14 protein-coding genes are annotated in these 17,724 nt (G+C 60.1%); 6 read left to right on the forward strand and 8 right to left on the reverse strand.

Annotation, left to right across the window (positions count from 1 at the left end; all coding sequences use genetic code 11):
• Window positions 1–200, forward strand: a 200-nt coding sequence (locus J3364_RS22110) for a hypothetical protein (protein WP_349559976.1), incomplete at its 5' end; no start/stop codon positions are given.
• 148 nt (window positions 201–348) lie between these two features.
• On the opposite strand, the gene purT is transcribed toward J3364_RS22110, so the two are convergent.
• From purT to J3364_RS22130, 4 genes are read right to left on the reverse strand one after another with little or no spacing between them, the layout of a single operon-like run.
• Window positions 349–1,530 carry a formate-dependent phosphoribosylglycinamide formyltransferase gene (purT, locus tag J3364_RS22115; protein ID WP_349560329.1) on the reverse strand — a complete coding sequence of 394 codons (1,182 nt, stop codon included), beginning with the start codon at window positions 1,528–1,530 and terminating at the stop codon, window positions 349–351.
• Window positions 1,531–1,587: 57 nt separating this feature from the next.
• Complete coding sequence (locus tag J3364_RS22120) at window positions 1,588–1,776, reverse strand: DUF1289 domain-containing protein (RefSeq protein WP_223808032.1); 189 nt, start codon at window positions 1,774–1,776, stop codon at window positions 1,588–1,590.
• 4 nt (window positions 1,777–1,780) lie between these two features.
• Window positions 1,781–2,305: a gamma carbonic anhydrase family protein gene (locus J3364_RS22125; protein WP_349560330.1), complete on the reverse strand. Its 525-nt coding sequence runs from the start codon at window positions 2,303–2,305 to the stop codon at window positions 1,781–1,783.
• Between the two features lie 7 nt (window positions 2,306–2,312).
• Entirely contained in the window at window positions 2,313–2,894 is a 582-nt protein-coding gene (locus tag J3364_RS22130; RefSeq protein ID WP_349560331.1) for a CoA pyrophosphatase, read from the reverse strand.
• A gap of 126 nt (window positions 2,895–3,020) precedes the next feature.
• Here J3364_RS22130 and J3364_RS22135 point away from each other — a divergent pair, with 126 nt between their 5' ends.
• Window positions 3,021–3,563 carry an NUDIX hydrolase gene (locus tag J3364_RS22135; RefSeq protein WP_349560333.1) on the forward strand — a complete coding sequence of 181 codons (543 nt, stop codon included), beginning with the start codon at window positions 3,021–3,023 and terminating at the stop codon, window positions 3,561–3,563.
• Between the two features lie 3 nt (window positions 3,564–3,566).
• Here the strand turns inward: J3364_RS22135 and J3364_RS22140 are convergent, their stop codons facing one another.
• A complete protein-coding gene (locus tag J3364_RS22140) occupies window positions 3,567–3,881 on the reverse strand; it encodes a YqfO family protein (protein ID WP_349560335.1) in 315 nt (104 codons plus the stop codon).
• A 734-nt stretch (window positions 3,882–4,615) separates the two neighbouring features.
• Entirely contained in the window at window positions 4,616–8,521 is a 3,906-nt protein-coding gene (purL, locus tag J3364_RS22145) for a phosphoribosylformylglycinamidine synthase (protein WP_349560336.1), read from the reverse strand.
• A gap of 517 nt (window positions 8,522–9,038) precedes the next feature.
• On the opposite strand from purL, the gene mltF reads away from it, so the two are divergent.
• Window positions 9,039–10,538: a membrane-bound lytic murein transglycosylase MltF gene (gene mltF / locus J3364_RS22150; RefSeq protein ID WP_349560348.1), complete on the forward strand. Its 1,500-nt coding sequence runs from the start codon at window positions 9,039–9,041 to the stop codon at window positions 10,536–10,538.
• Between the two features lie 24 nt (window positions 10,539–10,562).
• Here mltF and J3364_RS22155 read toward each other — a convergent pair whose 3' ends face one another.
• Window positions 10,563–11,051 (reverse strand): regulatory protein RecX, encoded by a 489-nt coding sequence (locus tag J3364_RS22155; protein ID WP_349560338.1) that lies wholly within the window; start codon window positions 11,049–11,051, stop codon window positions 10,563–10,565.
• Between the two features lie 196 nt (window positions 11,052–11,247).
• Here J3364_RS22155 and J3364_RS22160 point away from each other — a divergent pair, with 196 nt between their 5' ends.
• Window positions 11,248–13,896: a DUF349 domain-containing protein gene (locus J3364_RS22160; RefSeq protein ID WP_349560340.1), complete on the forward strand. Its 2,649-nt coding sequence runs from the start codon at window positions 11,248–11,250 to the stop codon at window positions 13,894–13,896.
• A gap of 43 nt (window positions 13,897–13,939) precedes the next feature.
• Here the strand turns inward: J3364_RS22160 and J3364_RS22165 are convergent, their stop codons facing one another.
• Window positions 13,940–14,203 carry a late competence development ComFB family protein gene (locus tag J3364_RS22165; protein WP_349560342.1) on the reverse strand — a complete coding sequence of 88 codons (264 nt, stop codon included), beginning with the start codon at window positions 14,201–14,203 and terminating at the stop codon, window positions 13,940–13,942.
• A gap of 217 nt (window positions 14,204–14,420) precedes the next feature.
• On the opposite strand from J3364_RS22165, the gene J3364_RS22170 reads away from it, so the two are divergent.
• Both J3364_RS22170 and J3364_RS22175 read left to right on the forward strand, forming a co-directional pair.
• Window positions 14,421–15,629: an acetyl-CoA C-acetyltransferase gene (locus J3364_RS22170; protein ID WP_349560344.1), complete on the forward strand. Its 1,209-nt coding sequence runs from the start codon at window positions 14,421–14,423 to the stop codon at window positions 15,627–15,629.
• Window positions 15,630–15,653: 24 nt separating this feature from the next.
• Window positions 15,654–17,654: a 3-hydroxyacyl-CoA dehydrogenase NAD-binding domain-containing protein gene (locus tag J3364_RS22175; protein ID WP_349560346.1), complete on the forward strand. Its 2,001-nt coding sequence runs from the start codon at window positions 15,654–15,656 to the stop codon at window positions 17,652–17,654.
• The last annotated feature ends 70 nt before the right edge of the window (window positions 17,655–17,724 follow it).

Raw genomic sequence — 17,724 nt, forward strand, 5'->3', positions numbered from 1 at the left:
ACGAATTACTTGGTCAATTTTTTAAAGAGCCGGGCTGTTGCCCTGTTGAGGCCGCGTATTCTACCGCTTCGCTCAACCTTGTCAACCGTTATTTTTCAGCGCTTTCGATGCTTCCGAAAGCCGCCGAGTCGTGCCGGCTGACCCGTTCAAGGTGGCGCGCATTCTACACTGCTTTGCCACCTTGTCAACCGCTGTTTTGAAGAAATCTGAAACTCAAAATTCTTAATCAAAACAATCGGTTGCCTTTCGATTTCGACCCCGCCTCAGTGGCGTGCCCCTCGAAAGAGATGCGCATTCTACAGACCTGCTCAGAGGTGTCAACGCGTTTTCCGAAAAAAGCCAAACTTTCTAGAATTCAACCTTCACCGCCGCTGCTGCTTCACGCGCCAAAGCCCGCGCACTCTCGATATCGTCACCCTTAGCCAGTGCAACCCCCATGCGCCGACGCCCGGAGATTTCCGGCTTACCGAACAGACGCAGCTGTGTATCCGGAACGTTCAGTGCCTCTTCTATATGGGTAAACGTTGGCTGACTGGATTCGCCAGTCGGCAGAATGACGGCAGACGCACTCGGCCCAAGCTGACGAATGGCCGGCACCGGCAGACCAAGAATCGCCCGAGCGTGCAGCGCGAATTCCGAGAGATCCTGGGACACCAGCGTCACCAGCCCAGTGTCGTGGGGACGCGGTGACACTTCAGAGAAGTAGACGTCATCGCCCTTCACAAACAGCTCAACACCAAAGATTCCATAACCACCCAGATCTTCGGTCACCTTGTCGGCGATTTCCTGCGCTCGATCCAATGCCTTCTGGCTCATCGGATGAGGCTGCCAGGACTCGCGGTAATCCCCGTCTTCCTGAACATGACCCACGGGATCGCAGAACGACACGCCACCGGCATGGCGCACCGTCAGCAAGGTGATCTCGTAATCAAACTCGACAAAGCCTTCAACAATCACCCGACCCTGTCCCGCACGACCACCCTGCTGGGAATATTCCCAGGCCGCATCAATATCGGCATCGCTGCGAACGGTACTCTGCCCCTTCCCGCTTGAGCTCATTACCGGCTTGACGACACACGGCAGACCGATTTCGGAAACGGCCTTGCGATAACTCTCCAGAGAGTCCGCAAACCGATAAGGCGATGTGGGCAGGGACAACACTTCCGCCGCCAGGCGACGAATGCCCTCCCGGTTCATGGTGAGATTCACGGCCCGCGCCGTCGGAATAACGCGGACGCCCTCCTCTTCAAGCTTGACCAACTCCGGCGTGGCGATCGCCTCAATCTCCGGCACCACCAGATCCGGCTTTTCCAACTCGATCACGCGACGCAATTCGATCGGATCCAGCATATTGATGACATGACTGCGATGAGCCACCTGCATCGCCGGCGCATTGGCGTACCGATCAACCGCGATCACCTCGACGCCAAGGCGCTGCAGCTCGATCACGACTTCCTTGCCCAGCTCGCCGGACCCACAGAACAGCACGCGAAAGGCCGTCTTAGTTAGGGGCGTACCGATACTGACCATGTCATCATCCTCTTTATATCCAATTGAATGCTCGCAATTCTGTCCCTGGCCGCCCAATCAAAGAGCCACTTTCTCTTCGCGCCTGGCCACCAGCCTCATCACGTCCCGACGTTCGTCATTGGTCATGCCAGACCAGCGGGTGATTTCGTCTGCGGAGCGCTGGCACCCCACGCAAATATCATCTTCATCCAGCGCGCATACACTGACGCAAGGTGAGCGAACCGGTTTCGCATCGTCTGTCACCATGCCGTCAATCCACCGCCCTGAAGGACTCAATGTAGCGCTGGGCGTTCTGGACATAATGTGCGGCGCTCAGCTCCAGCATCTTGCGCTGATGGTCATTCAGCTCGCGCTTGACCTTACCCGGCGACCCAACCACCAGTGAGCCGTCCGGCACCTCCATTCCCTCCGGGATCAAGGTATTGGCGCCAATCAGACAATGCTTGCCGATCTTCGCCCCGTTGAGCACCACCGCGTTAATACCAATCAACGAATAGTCGCCGACCTCGCAGCCGTGCAGCATCACCTTGTGACCAACCGTCACCCCGCGCCCAAGCGTCAGTGGGATGCCGGCATCCGTATGCATCACCGTCCCGTCCTGAACATTGGTTTCCGGGCCGATGGTGATCCGGTCGTTGTCGCCACGGATGACCACGTTGAACCACACGCTGGCCTTGTCCTGCAGCAACACGTTGCCGATGACGGTGGCGTTATGGGCAATAAAGTGGCCCTCGCCTTCGAGTTCCGGGCACCAATCGCCCAATGCGTATTTCATAGACACCTCACTCCGGCGCTTCAAGCAAATCGATGCCGGCATCGTACACGGCGTTCAGAAAGTCAACCAGCACAACCGCCGACAACCCCCAGATGTGGTAGCCCTCCCATTCATAGCAAGGCACGTAGAGGGTGTGCCCCTGAAAACCCAGGGCATCAGTGCGCAGACGCCGATCCTCCAGGAAGAAAGAAACAGGAACGCGGAAAATAGAGTCGATTTCATCCGGACTGGCTGTCAGCGACACCCCGTGGGGAACGATCCCGACGTAGGGCGTCACCAGAATCCGGTGTCGGGAAACTACCTGGCTCAACCGCCCCACCACCTGCACTTGCGAGGGTGGCAAACCGATCTCTTCGTGAGCCTCCCGAAGCGCCGTATGCTCCAAAGAGTGATCGGTCAGATCCCGCTTACCGCCGGGGAAAGCCACCTGCCCCCGATGGGTTTTAAGGTGAGCCGCGCGTTGCGTCAGGATAAGTTCGGGATCCGAGCCCCGATCCGTGACCGGAACCAGCACGCCCGCCTCAGGATAATCCAGCGCAATCTGCTGCGGCGTATGACGATCCAGCCGCTCCTTGAAATGTTCAAACAACCTTTTTTGTCCTGTTCAGGGTATGCCGAACCTGTGTAGCGTCGCCCTTTAAAAGAATCTGCCCAACACGGGTCGACGGCGACGCCGGCCTCAGTATACTGGGATCATACAGAATTGAGGTGGCGAATGAATTATTGCAGTCATTGTGGAAACCCGGTTACCCATCGCATTCCCGACGGCGACAACCGTCACCGGTACGTGTGCGATCATTGCAACCGCATCCATTATGAGAACCCCCGTATCGTGGCAGGGACCGTCCCGATCTGGGAGGGCCAGGTTCTGCTTTGCCGTCGCGCCATCAAACCCCGCCACGGCTACTGGACGTTGCCCGCAGGTTTCATGGAAAACTCCGAAACCACTGTCGAAGCGGCGATGCGCGAAACCCGGGAAGAAGCCCTGGCGGAAGTGGCAGTCGACGGCCTTTATACGATGCTTCATGTGCCTCACATCGACCAGGTCCACCTATTTTTCCGCGCCCGATTGATCGACGGCACGTTCGGCGTGGGCGAGGAATCGCTCGATACCCAACTGTTTCCGCTCACCGATATTCCATGGGAGGAATTGGCTTTCCCGACCATCCGGGAAACGCTCGAACGCTTTGTGCGGGACACCGAAACGGGCGAGTTCCCTCTTCACGTTGGCGACATTCGTTACCGGATGGGGAAATAGCGTCTATTCCAAAACCTCCATCCGGAAAACCTCATAGGCTGGCTCCTCATAGGGATGAGCGGCCTTGAGTGCCTGGATGGCGGCCCGGATCAGATCATCCTCGCAAACCAGCTCCACTTTGTATTCATCCACCCGCTCAACCTCGCCCTGCTGCCCCAGAAACGGCTGACTGCCGTCGAGCGGACGAAACTGTCCCCGTCCCCGGCACTGCCAGGCGCAGGAATCGTAATCGCCGATTCGACCGGCACCCACCTTGAACAGCGCCACCTTGGTTGCCTCCAGATGCGTTTCCGGTACGAAGTAGCAAAGCTTGTACATCCCTTTCTCCCCGACCTGCTCTCTCTGTATGAACAACCGGATTCTGACGCCACGCATCCGAACCAATCAAGCGCCACAATCCAGACTCAAAACCCACACCCAAAACTGTCCACAGATCGATCAATTTGATCAGAGTTCAATCAAAATGAACAAAGAAGCATCCATTCAAACGCTTGTACCACTTACCCACAGAATCTGTGGATAACTCTGGGGAAAGTTTTTGGGAACAGACCGCCAGCCCCCGTGGTTACGCCCTTCACCTCAAATTGGCGACTATTTCACCGAAGCCATTAAATCTTTATTTATCAATGATTTATAAATTCAGATCAGATTACAGACAAGATGACGGTGTTTTATACAGGCGTCAAGAAAATCAACGGAACGGATGTGCATAAATGAGCCAAGTCAAGCCGAATTTTCAGTTATAGACGCTTTATTTTGGATCGATTTTGGCGCACAAAGGTGATTACAGCGTCAAATAAATGCCTTTCCTGAATAATCTGTCACCTATGGGGATAAGATTGTAACGACGCGTAACAAGATCCGTTACCGCCGGAAGCAAGCGAGGGCCAGAAGCAAGTGTCTCACCGACGAGACACCGACACGACGACAGTCGGAACAGCAGAGGAGAAAAAGGTGTAGTCAGGCCAGCCCATTCAGGACGAATAAACCGGCAACGGAAGCGGCCTGACCCTGAAACGGAATCCCAGGGCCAGGCAGCAGAAGGGCTTCGGTTATCCGAGCACCTTACGTGCATTGCGGAACATACGCAGCCACGGCGCGTCTTCACCCCAGTTATCCGGGTGCCACGAATGCTGAGCAGTGCGGAACACCCGCTCCGGATGCGGCATCATAATGGTGACGCGACCGTCGGCCGACGTCAGGCCGGTGATACCTGCCTGCGACCCATTCGGGTTGAATGGATAGCGTTCGGTCACATGCCCGTCATTGCTGACATAACGCAGCGATACCAACCCTTCGGACTGTACTGCAGCGGCCGCATCCGCGCTGGCAAATTCGACTCGACCTTCACCATGGGCAACGGCAATCGGCATCCGAGACCCTTCCATGCCCTGCAGGAATTGAGACGGCGATTTCTGCACTTCCACCATGACCAGGCGCGCTTCGAACTGCTCGGATTCATTGCGCACAAAGCGCGGCCAATGGGCGGTACCCGGAATCAGTTCATGCAGGTTGGACAGCATCTGACAACCGTTACAGACGCCCAGCGCCAGGGTGTCCGTCCGAGTGAAGAAGCCGGCAAACTGCTCACGAACGCGCTCGTTGAAGAGGATGGATTTGGCCCAGCCCTCACCGGCACCCAGCACATCACCGTAAGAGAAGCCACCACAGGCCACCATGGCGCGGAAGCTCTCCAGCGTAATCCGACCAGACAGCAGGTCGCTCATGTGGACATCGACCGCATCGAAACCGGCCCGGTCAAAGGCAGCCGCCATTTCCACCTGACCGTTGACACCCTGCTCACGCAGCACGGCAATCTTCGGACGCGCACCACTATTGATGTACGGCGCCGCAACATCCTCTTCCGGATCGAAGGTCAGCTCGGCACTCAGGCCCGGATCCGCCGGCGACAGCAGATTGTCGTACTCCTGCTTGGCGCAGTCCGCGTTATCCCGCAGGGACTGGATGCGGTAGCTGGTTTCGGACCACAGCCGCTGATATTCCTCACGAGATGTATCGATGACCGCGTCTTCGTTGAACATGAACCGGATGCGGTCACTGTCATTCAGGGTACCGACCACAGCCGTGTGCTCGCCCAGCCCCGCACCGGTGAACTGTTGCAGGACAAACGGCGTGTCTTCGCGACGCACCTGGATGACCGCGCCCAATTCTTCGTTGAAGAGCTCCCGGGCAAACTGACTCGCCTCTTCGGCCAGCCCGTCCAGTTTGATGTCGATGCCGGTGTGGCCGGCGAACGCCATTTCCACCAGCGTGGTGAACATACCGCCATCAGAGCGGTCGTGGTAAGCCAGCAACTTGCCGTCGCCGTTCAGGCCCTGAATCACGGCAAAGAAGGCCTTGATGTCCTCGGGATCATCCAGGTCCGGCGCCACCGCACCCACCTGACTGTAGACCTGCGCCAGCGCCGAACCACCCAGGCGGTTCTGACCGGCGGCCAGATCGACCAGGATCAAGTCGGTTTCGCCGGCATCGGTACGCAGTTGCGGCGTCAACGTGTTGCGCACATTGGTGACCGGCGCGAAACCGCTGATGATCAGCGACAGCGGCGCCGTCACACTCTTCTGCTCGCCGTTGTCCTCTTCCCAGACGGTCTTCATGGACATGGAGTCCTTACCCACCGGGATAGTGATACCCAGCTCCGGGCACAGTTCCATACCCACGGCGCGGACCGTCTCGTACAGATTTTCATCTTCACCCGGATGGCCGGCTGCAGCCATCCAGTTGGCAGAGAGGCGAATGTCGGACAGCTTCTCGATCGACGCCGCGGCCAGGTTGGTGATCACCTCGCCCACCGCCATTCGGCCGGAGGCCGGCGAGTCGATCACAGCCACCGGCGTGCGCTCGCCCATCGCCATGGCTTCACCGGCCAGACTGTCGAAGGACGATGCCGTCACTGCCACGTCACTGACCGGTACCTGCCAGGGGCCGACCATCTGGTCGCGCGCCACCAGACCGGTAATCGTCCGGTCACCAATGGTAATCAGGAAGCTCTTGCTGCCCACGGACGGCAAACGCAGGATCCGGCGGGCCGCCTCGTTCACATCGATATCGCGGGAATTGAAAACCTGCTTGGTGAACGAGGCACGCTCGACGCTGCGATGCATCCGCGGGGGCTTGCCGAACAGGACGTCCATCGGCAAATCCACGGGCTTGTCATCGAAGTAGGCGTCAGCCACTTCCAGGTGATGTTCTTCCGTGGCCTCGCCAATGACGGCGTACGGACAGCGCTCACGGCGACAGATGGCGTCGAAGTGCTCTAGCTCGTCGGCCGCGACGGCCAGCACGTAGCGTTCCTGGGATTCGTTACACCAGATTTCCAGCGGCGACATGCCCGGTTCATCACTGGGGATATCACGCAGTTCGAAACGACCACCCCGGCCACCGTCCTTGACCAGTTCCGGCATGGCGTTGGACAGGCCGCCCGCGCCGACATCGTGAATAAAGCTGATCGGGTTGTCTTCACCCAACTGCCAACAGCGGTCGATCACTTCCTGGCAACGGCGCTCCATTTCCGGGTTGCCCCGCTGCACGGACGCGAAATCCAGATCCTCGTGACTGCTGCCGGAATCCATGGAGGAAGCCGCGCCACCGCCCAGGCCGATCAGCATCGCCGGTCCGCCCAGCACGATCAGTTTCGCGCCAACCGGGATATCCCCTTTTTCGACGTGGTCGGCCCGGATATTCCCCAGGCCACCGGCAATCATGATGGGCTTGTGGTAACCCCGGACTTCATCACCGGCCGCACCCGGTGCTTTCTGCTCGAAGGTCCGGAAATAACCGGTCAGATTGGGTCGGCCAAATTCGTTATTAAAGGAAGCACCTCCGATCGGGCCCTCGATCATGATGTCCAGCGGCGACGCAATGCGCTCGGGCTTGCCGTATTCGGTTTCCCACGGCTGCAGGTCGCCCGGAAGATTCAGGTTGGACACCGTGAACCCGGTCAGGCCAGCCTTGGGCTTGGAACCCCGTCCGGTCGCACCTTCGTCACGAATCTCACCGCCGGCGCCGGTCGCCGAACCCGGGCTCGGGGAAATGGCCGTCGGGTGATTGTGGGTCTCCACCTTCATCAGGATGTGGATGTCTTCATCGTGATAGCGGTAAGTGCCGGAATCCGCCTCGGGATAGAACCGGCCGGCCCTGGCGCCGCGGATCACCGCCGCGTTGTCCTTGTAGGCCGAGAGCACACCTTCGCTGTTCATCTCGAAGGTATTGCGAATCATCGCGAACAGGGACTTGTCCTGCGCCTCGCCATCGATGTCCCAGGACGCGTTGAAAATCTTGTGACGGCAATGTTCCGAGTTGGCCTGGGCGAACATCATCAGCTCTACGTCAGCCGGATCCCGCTCCAGGCGGGTGAAAGCATCCACCAGGTAATCGATTTCGTCATCCGCCAGCGCCAGACCCAGCGTCTGGTTCGCTTCCACCAGCGCCGGCCGGCCGCCACTCAGAACCGGAATACGGTCTGGCGTGCGCGGCTCCTCGCGATGGAACAGCAATTCGGCACCGCCCATCTCATGAAAAACCCGCTGGGTCATGCGGTCGTGCAGCAACGTGGCAATCGCCTCACGCTGCTCCAGCTTCAATTTGCAGTCCGCGTGAATATAGAAGGCCGTGCCCCGCTCGATACGACGGATCTGACGCAGCCCGCAAATACGTGCGATGTCTGTCGCCTTGGTCGACCAGGGCGAAATGGTGCCCGGCCGTGGTACCACCAGAAACAACACACCTTCCGCCGCCTGGGAATCGGCAGACGGGCCGTAGCTCAGCAGCCGGTCGAGCACCTGCTGCTCTTCATCCGCCAGCGCCTCCGGCACATCCACGAAATGCATGAACTCCGCGTAGATTCGGGAGACTTCCGGGACCACAGCCTGAACCTGGGAAAGAAGCTTGTCAGAGCGGAAGGATGAAAGTGCGGGAGCGCCGCGGAGTTCCAGCATGGCAAAAAACCTGTATCGTGCTGATCTGGGGAATACAGGGGGCTCTCATACCGGGAACCCCTTGCGAGACGGCCGCAATGATACTGGAAACCGCGCGCCGGATACAGATTTGCCAGCGCCGGAAATCGGTGAATGCGGCAATTACCCAGTCGTTTGCCTTATGCCCGGCCAGCCAGCTCCTGATTGTCACCCGGACCAGCGCGCCTCCATTACCGGTGCATTAAAATTTACAGGCTTTTGCAGTCTACGACGGACAGTTAATTGACCCGCTTCCGGCTTTTGGGGATTATCGGGCTAATGCTTAAAAATAATTGGGTTTCTGCGCCCCTTCATTTTTACTGTGTCAGGGACTATCCATCCGGCGCCGAATCCTTCCATGCCAACAGACCCAGGGAAGAGGGTCGCAACTGTCGCACATCTTCGGGCAGTCACTCGTGCCGATCGATCCGAATGGATCGGCACTCGATAAGGATTGCGCCCGTCAAAGGTTCGCAGTAAGGAGAGCAGGGATTTGTCAGTGGTTTCCATCCTGAGAAACAAGCGCCGTCCTGTGGGCATCGCCCTGGTACTTGGCCTGGCCAGTGCCCTGACGGCCTGTTCGCGCCCGTCGACGCTCGATGAGTTGCGCCAGGAGGGCGTGCTGCACGTCATTGCCCGCCCCTCTCCGTCCGTTTACTACGATGGCCGCGACGGCCCAACCGGCTACGAATACGAACTGGCCAAGGAATTCGCTGACGAGCTGGGCGTGGAACTCCGCATCCGCGAAGCCGAAGGCAACGGGCAAATCCTGTCCGTACTGGAAAAGGGTTACACCCACATTGGCCTGGCGGGACTGGCCAGCACGATTCCCAGCACCCAGGAATTCAAGGCGGTGCCGATCAACCTGAACGTCCAGTCCACCCTGATCTATAACCGGGACGCGGATTCCGCCCGCGACGCGGAAGACGTCGGCGATCGCGTCATTCATGCGGTAGCCAACAGCAACCACCTGGCACCGCTGAAGGCGCTGGCCAAGCAGAACCCGAATATCCACTGGGAACTCCATGCCGATCTCGACACCGCCGGCATACTCGAACGGGTCGAATCCGGTGAATTCCAGGTGGCGGTGGTGGACTCCACCGAACTGGCGCTCAACCAGGTCTTCTTTCCCAACGTCAAGAAAGGCTTCGACCTGAACCAGCCCCAGCCCATTGCCTGGCTGTTCCCGTCCCAGCAAGACGATACGCTGGTCAAGGCTGCCCGCAAGTTCCTCAACAAAATGAAGGCAGACGGCCGCCTGGCCCAGTTGAAGGAACGCTTTTACGGCCATCTGGACCGGCTTAACTACGTGGGTGCCCGGACTTTCGTGTATCACGTGCGTCACAGGCTCCCCAACTACGAACTGGCCTTCCAGGACGCGGCGGAAAAATACCATATGGACTGGCGCCTGTTGGCCGCCATCGGCTACCAGGAATCCCATTGGCGCCCCAATGCCGTATCGCCCACCGGCGTTCGCGGCATGATGATGCTGACGCGAAACACCGCTCAGTATGTGGGGATCGACAATCGCCTGGACCCTGAAGAAAGCATCGACGGCGGCGCCCGCTACTTCCAGATGATCCACGACCAGATTCCTGCCGATATCCCCGAGCCGGATCGGTCCTGGTTTACCCTGGCATCGTACAACGTCGGATTTGGTCACCTGGAAGATGCACGACGACTCGCGGAAGGCGCCGGTAAAGATCCGGACCGCTGGATCGACGTCAAGGAATTCCTGCCGCTGCTGGCGCAGAAAGAGTGGTATTCAAAAACCCGGTACGGCTACGCTCGCGGCCATGAGCCCGTCATCTACGTGCAGAATATCCGCCGCTACTACGACGTGCTGGTGTGGATGAAAGAGCCCATGCACCGCGGCGAGCAGTTGGCACAGAATCCGGAGTTCCCGCAGCTGGACGCCGATTCCCCAACCACTGACGTCGTGCCGGCCGGCTCCGACCGGATACCGACGGAACTGTCCGTCGCACCGCCGACGCTTTGAAGCGTCAATCAGCGACGCCCTGACTCACTCCGGGAGGCCGTCGCGGGCATCCAGTGCCCTCTCGGCCTGCTCGCCGGTGAACCCACGCTGGGCCAGAAAACGCGCCTGGCGCACCTTGTCCGACCACTCCAGCGCGGATGTCGACAGGCCAAACCGGCGGCGCCTTGCTTCGGTGGCCCGTTCGGCCCATTGCTGATCGCTCACTTCCTGCATACACGTCGGCCGCTGGAACACACCGCGCTGCTGGAGTTCGCTTTCAATGCGCAGCGGGCCGTAGTACAGGTCCATTCGCTGACGGGCGTACACGTCGGCAAAGCGATCGTCGTCCAGCCAGCCTTCCTGCTCGTAGTCATCCAGCACCGGATCAATGACGTCGGGTGTCAACTTGCGCTGCATCAGCTTCAGCCGCAATTCCTGACGGCTATGCTCGCGCCGGGCCAATAATTTGAGGGCGACGGAACGGGCCTTGTATTCGGGGTCCTGATGGTCAGATTTGCTGTTTTTCGGGGCCATGAATTGTCTTCAGATCCAGCGCATTCCAAACCTCTACACAGCCCTGTGCAGCAGGTCTCCAAAACGATTAGACTAACCCACCATGCAAGCGGGCGTCGATGCACCCCGCTGCTCTGTCGGCGGCCACAGGCTGCCTGATTCTGACCGGACGCGTTCACCCGGTCAGCAACTTGCCTTACCGTGTGGGGATTCCGTTATGGCGGCCTTTATCAAGAAGCTCTTCAAGAACCGCAAATCCGACAACGCCCAACCACAGCCCGATGTCAGCGCGCTGAATCCGGACAAACCGGACGAACTCAATGCCCTGATTGAGCTGGCCCGCTCGGCAGAGACCAACAGTCAGCGGGGCGTCGCCATTGACCGTATCCCCCACATCAAACACCTGATCCCGCTGTACAGCGAGGCTTCGGCCACCGTGCGCAATCGCCTGGCCGGCCGCATCAGCGCGCTGGCCAGTCAGCATCCGGAACAGGTCGAACAGGCCCGCGCGGCACTGTCCGATCCCCAGCAGCAGGCGCTGGTTCACCAGCTCTGTCAGAGCGCAGACATGGATGCGGAACAGATCTCCGCGGAAACGGATCCGCAAAAGCTGTTGTCTCTGGCAATCGAAGGCAAGACCGCCGCGGTTCGTCTTGCGGCAGCCGAACGGATCGAAGGCGAAGATGAACTGATGGCTGTGCAGCGAGCCGCCAAAGGTCGCGACAAAGGCGTCTATCAGCTGACCAAGAAACGCCTGCAAATGCTGCGTCAGGAAAAGGACCGTGAACGGGCTGTCCAGAGCGCCATCGACGACCTGATCCGCCAAGCCGAAGAACACGCCAAAACCGACAACCTGCAACTCTACGCGGCCCGCGTCGAGAGTCTGCAGTCCCAGTGGAAAAACCTGTCTTCCGCGGCTTCCAACGACCAGCACACCGCTTTCCTCACGGCGCTGGATGTCTGCAACCGTCGGGTGCGTGAGGTCGAGGAAACCTCCGCCCGGGAAGCGGAATCCCACCATAAGCAGGAAGAACGCAAGGCGACCCTGGATCTGCTGCGCGATACCCTGAACAGCCTGCGCGAGGCCATGCCGGAGCGCGGGCCGTCCCTGTCGTCACTCGACGCCCTGCAGAAAACCCAGGAAAACCGCTGGATGGAGGCGACCCGGGAGAGCGAGGTTGCCAAGGCGGAACAGAAGGACTACCAGGCTTTGATGCTGGAACTTCGTCATTACATCGGTTCCGTCCAACGCCTGCAACAGCAGCAGGACACCTTGACGTCACTGGTCGATGCGGAGTCACCGGACAGCGCCGAACTGCGCCAGCTTCTGGAAGCCATCGACTGGCCGGGCGGCTACGCCCAGCCACCGGCGCTGGAAACCGCCGCCCGCAAACTGGGCCAGGCGCGTGAAGTGCGAAAAACCCAGACCAGCGACCAGAAAACCCAGGTCAAGGCGCTCGACGACCTGCTTGAAAAGCTGGAAAAAGCGCTGGAACAAGACCAGTACACCGAGTCCCGCCACCTGCACAAGCAGGCCCAGCACGCCTTCAACGCGCTCGACCACAAACACGCCAGCCAGCGCCAGGCCCGCCTGACGCTGCTTGGCCGACAACTTCAGGACCTGCAGGACTGGCGCGGCTTTGCCACCCGTCCGAAGCAGGAGGAATTGTGTGAAGCCATGGAATACCTGGCCACCCAGCACATGGAGCCGGAAGCCAAGGCCACCCACATCAAGGAATTGCAGCAGGAATGGCGCGACCTGGGCGGCTCATCCGACCAATCGCTTTGGCAGCGTTTCAAGAAGGCGTCGGACATCGCCTATGAGCCCTGCCATGAATATTTTGCCGCCAAGTCAGAGTTGAAGCACGTCAACATCGACAAGCGCCAAGCTATTTGTGACCAACTGGCGGATTTTGTCGATAACGCCGACTGGCAGAACGCGGACTGGAAAGCGGTGGAGCGTATTCACCGGGTGGCCCGCCAGGAATGGCGCGATGCCTGGCCGGTGGATTTCAAGGCAAACCGCCCCCTGCAGAAACGATTCGACCACCTGTTGAAGCAGGTGGAAGCGCCCCTGAACGAGGAGCGGCAGAAGAACGAAGCCAGCAAACAGGCCATCGTTGAGCGCGCCCAGGCCCTGATTGAACATGAGCCCCTGGGCGACGCCATGGAACAGGCCAAGGCCCTGCAGAAAGAGTGGCAAGGCATCGGCATCACCCGTCACCGGGAGGATCGCAAGCTCTGGCAGGACTTCCGCGCCGCCTGCGATGCCATTTTTGCCCGTCGTGATGCCCAGCGTGCGGAACAGGCGGCCGAAGATACGGTCGCCCTGGACACCCTGAAACAGGCCATTGAGGACAGCCGCCAGCAACGTGAGGCCGCCCAAGGCGATCTGGCGACGCTCCGCCAACTGCAGCAGGCGCTTCGCAATACCCCGGCACCACGGCGTATTCCCGCCCCGGTATCGGATGAACTGGCGACCGAAAAAGCCGCCCTGGATCAAACGATCCAGCAGCTAGAGCGCGGCCAGCAAGTGGCCGACTGGGAAGCCCGCCTGCACGCGGGTAACAGCCAACCCGGCGATGGCAGCAACCTGCCGGATCCGCTGCCCTCACCCCGGGAAATTGCCATTCGCCTGGAAATCGCGACCGGCCTGCCGTCGCCGGAAGAAGATCAGGAACTGCGCATGAAGCAGCAGGTGGAACGCCTCGCTGCCGGCTTGACCGGCGGCAATGGCAGTGCGGGCTCAGCAGAAGACGAGATCAACCGGCTCATCGATTGCTGGTGCGCCCAGTCCATCGAACCGTCTGACGCCGAGAACCTGATGCCCCGCCTGCGCAACGCCCTCGCCAACTGGCAGGGTTGAGCCTTCAGTGCCCGCAATGGATCGCCCCAACCGGGGCGGTCCATCACTCCCGCTGGTGCTTGAGCACAAAATCCTTCGCTTCGGACACCGCCACCCGGACACGATCCCGCATCTCCTGCATTTCCGGGTCCGCCAGGTAGAATCGCATATCAATAGAATGTCGGTAATAGCGCGTCGGCAGCCGGTTCAGCGCCACGCACATCACATCCGCCAGGAAATCTTCGCCCTCGTCAGACTGGCGGCCTTCCTCAATGGCTTCCGCCACCAGACCTTCATAGAAATTATCGATGGTATCGAGCAGGGACATAAGAACAGCACCTTGTTCGGATTACAAAATGGACCTGTCTGTAGATTAGATGCCTACGGGCGGATTGCCACCTGAGCAGTTTCGCCAATGCGAATGGCAGCCCGGGTCATTACCTCCACAGAAACCGGCCGCTAAGGTGGCTGTCTATCCTGAAAGCGGTTGCCCTTCGGCACTACCGACTGAACACGACTCCGCCCCAGAGCGCAGAGGAACAACCATGACCACAGAAGCCTATATCTTCGATGCGGTACGCACGCCGCGAGGTCGCGGCAAGAAAGACGGCTCGCTGCACAGCGTCAAGCCGATCACCCTGCTGACGACCATTCTCAAAGCCCTGCAGGAACGCAACGACCTGGACACCCGCCAGGTGGACGACATCGTCATGGGTTGCGTCACCGCCGTAGGCGATCAGGGGGCCGACATTGCCAAGACCGCCGCCCTCGCCGCCCAATGGGATGAGGTGGTCGCCGGTGTCACGCTCAACCGCTTTTGCGCCTCGGGCCTGGAAGCCGTCAACCTCGCGGCCATGAAAGTCCGCTCCGGCTGGGAAGACCTGGTGGTCGCCGGTGGCGTCGAAGCCATGTCGCGGGTGCCCATGGGCTCCGACGGTGGCGCCTGGGCCAGCGACCCGGAGACCAACCTGAACACCGGCTTCATGCCCCAGGGCATCGGCGCCGACCTGATTGCCACCCTCGAAGGCTTCAGCCGGGAAGACGTGGACCGGTTTGCCGTGAATTCCCAGAAAAAGGCGGCCGCCGCCTGGGAGAACGGCTACTTCAAACATTCCATCGTCCCGGTCACCGACCAGAACGGCGTCATGATCCTGGACCGCGACGAGCACGTCCGCGCCGGCACTACGCTGGAATCCCTGGCACAGCTCAAGCCGTCGTTCCAGATGATGGGCGAGATGGGTTTCGACGGCGTGGCCCGGGAAAAATACCACTACGTGGAACGCATCAACCACGTGCACCACGCCGGCAACTCCTCCGGCATCGTGGATGGCGCTACCGCCCTGCTGATCGGCAGCGAAACCAAGGGCCGCGAGCTGGGCCTCAAGCCCCGCGCCCGTATTCTGTCCACGGCTGTTACCAGCACCGATCCCACCATCATGCTCACCGGCCCGGCTCCGGCCAGCCGCAAAGCCCTGGAAAAAGCCGGGCTGACCGCCGACCAGATCGACCTGTTCGAGGTGAACGAAGCCTTCGCGTCAGTGGTCATGCGTTTCCAGCGGGAGCTGGGCGTGCCCGACGAGAAAGTCAACGTCAACGGCGGTGCGATCGCCATGGGCCATCCCCTTGGCGCCACCGGCGCGATGATTCTCGGCACCCTGCTGGATGAGCTGGAGCGCCGCGAGCAGCGCTACGGCCTCGCCACCCTGTGTGTGGGCGGCGGCATGGGTATCGCCACCGTTATTGAACGCTGCTGAGCCGGGACAGAGAAGGATCCAATCATGAGTGCAATCCGTTACGACATCGACGACCAGAACATCCTCACCCTGACCATCGACATGCCCGGCCAGTCCGCCAATACCATGAACGCGGCCTTCCGCGAGGCGTTGACCGAAACCGTCAGCCGCGTCGAGCAGGATCTGGACAGCATCAAGGGCATCATCCTGACCTCAGGCAAGAAAACGTTCTTCGCCGGCGGCGACCTGAACGAGCTGCATCAGGTCACTAAAGAGCAGGCCGGCGAATTCGAGGCCATGGTCAACGGCCTCAAACGCCAGATGCGGGTACTGGAAACCTGCGGTAAGCCCGTGGTAGCCGCCATCAACGGCAGTGCGTTGGGCGGCGGCCTGGAGCTGTGCCTGGCGTGCCATCACCGGGTGGTGCTGGACGACGACAGCATCCAGCTCGGTTTGCCGGAAGTCACCCTGGGCCTGCTGCCCGGCGGAGGCGGCACCCAACGCCTGCCTCGCATGCTGGGGCTGGAGACGTCTTTCCCCTACCTGATGGAAGGCAAGAAATCGAATCCAAAGGCGGCCCTCAAGGTCGGCATCGTTGATGCCCTGGCCTCGGATACCGGCGACCTGATCGCCCAGGCCCGCGCCTTCATTGAAGCGAACCCCAGCTGCCAGCAACCCTGGGACAAGAAAGGCTTCAAGATCCCGGGAGGTGGACCACAGCACCCGACCATGGCACAAAAGCTGGCCATCGCTCCAGCCATGCTGAAACAAAAAACCAAAGGCTGCTACCCGGCACCGGAGGCCATCCTCTCGGCAGCCGTCGAAGGCGCCCAGGTCGATTTCGACAACGGCCAGCTGATCGAAACCCGCTACTTTGCGCAATTGGTCTGCGGCCAGGTGTCCAAGAACATGACGGGCACCTTCTGGTTCCAGCTCAACGCCATCAAGGCCGGTGAAAGCCGTCCGCGAGGCGTCGACCAGGCCCAATTCCAGAAAGTCGGGATTCTAGGGGCGGGCATGATGGGCGCCGGCATCGCCTACTCCACCGCAGCACGCGGGCTGGACGTGGTTTTGAAGGACGTGTCCGTCGAGAACGCCGAGAAAGGTAAGGCGTATTCAGAAAAGCTGCTGGACAAGAAAGTCAGCCGCGGGCGGATGACCAGCGATGAGAGGAATGCGGTGCTTGGCCGCATCCAGCCGACTGGGGCCGCCAGCGACCTTGCCGGCTGCGATCTGATTATCGAAGCGGTTTTCGAAGACAGCGACCTGAAAGCCAAGGTCACCCAGGAAGCCGAGCAGCAACTGGCAGACGGCGGCATCTTCGCTTCCAACACCTCGACGATTCCCATTACCCAGTTGGCCAAGGCCTCCAGCGCCCCGGATCAATTTATCGGGCTGCATTTCTTCTCCCCGGTGGACAAGATGCAGCTGGTGGAGATCATCGTCGGCGAACAGACCTCTGACGATACCCTCGCCCGGGCCTTCGACTACGTGCAGCAGATCGGCAAGATCCCGATCGTGGTCAACGACAGCCGGGGCTTTTTCACCTCGCGAGTATTCGGCACTTTCGTCAATGAAGGCGAGGCCATGGTGCAGGAGGGCATTCATCCCGCCAGCGTCGAGAATGCGGGGATCCTGTCCGGTATGCCTGTCGGCCCGCTGGCCGTATGCGACGAAGTCAGCCTCACGCTGATCCAGCACGTGCGGAACCAAAGCCGCAAAGACATGGAGGCCGCCGGTAAGTCCTGGACTCCCCACCCGGCCGAAGCAGTCATTGATGCCATGGTCAACGAGCACGGCCGCAAAGGAAAGGCCGCCGGCGCCGGTTTCTACGACTATCCCGCCTCCGGCAAGAAGCACCTCTGGTCCGGCCTCGCCGAACATTACACCGATTCGGCGAAAGCGTCGGAAGTGGACCTGCAAACCCTGAAAGACCGGCTGCTGTTCATCCAGGCCATTGAAACCGTGCGATGCCTTGAAGAGAACGTCCTACGTAGTCGCCCCTGCAAAAGTAAAAACCTGAACAAAGGCAATGAGTTGGCCTGACTTCGGGGTATAATATCCATCATAAATCTCCCCGTTTCGTCCAAAAACCGGAAGAAAGCCCCATGATCCC

The sequence above is a fragment of the Marinobacter sp. NFXS9 genome, from assembly GCF_040148665.1.
Taxonomy (GTDB): domain Bacteria; phylum Pseudomonadota; class Gammaproteobacteria; order Pseudomonadales; family Oleiphilaceae; genus Marinobacter_A; species Marinobacter_A mangrovi.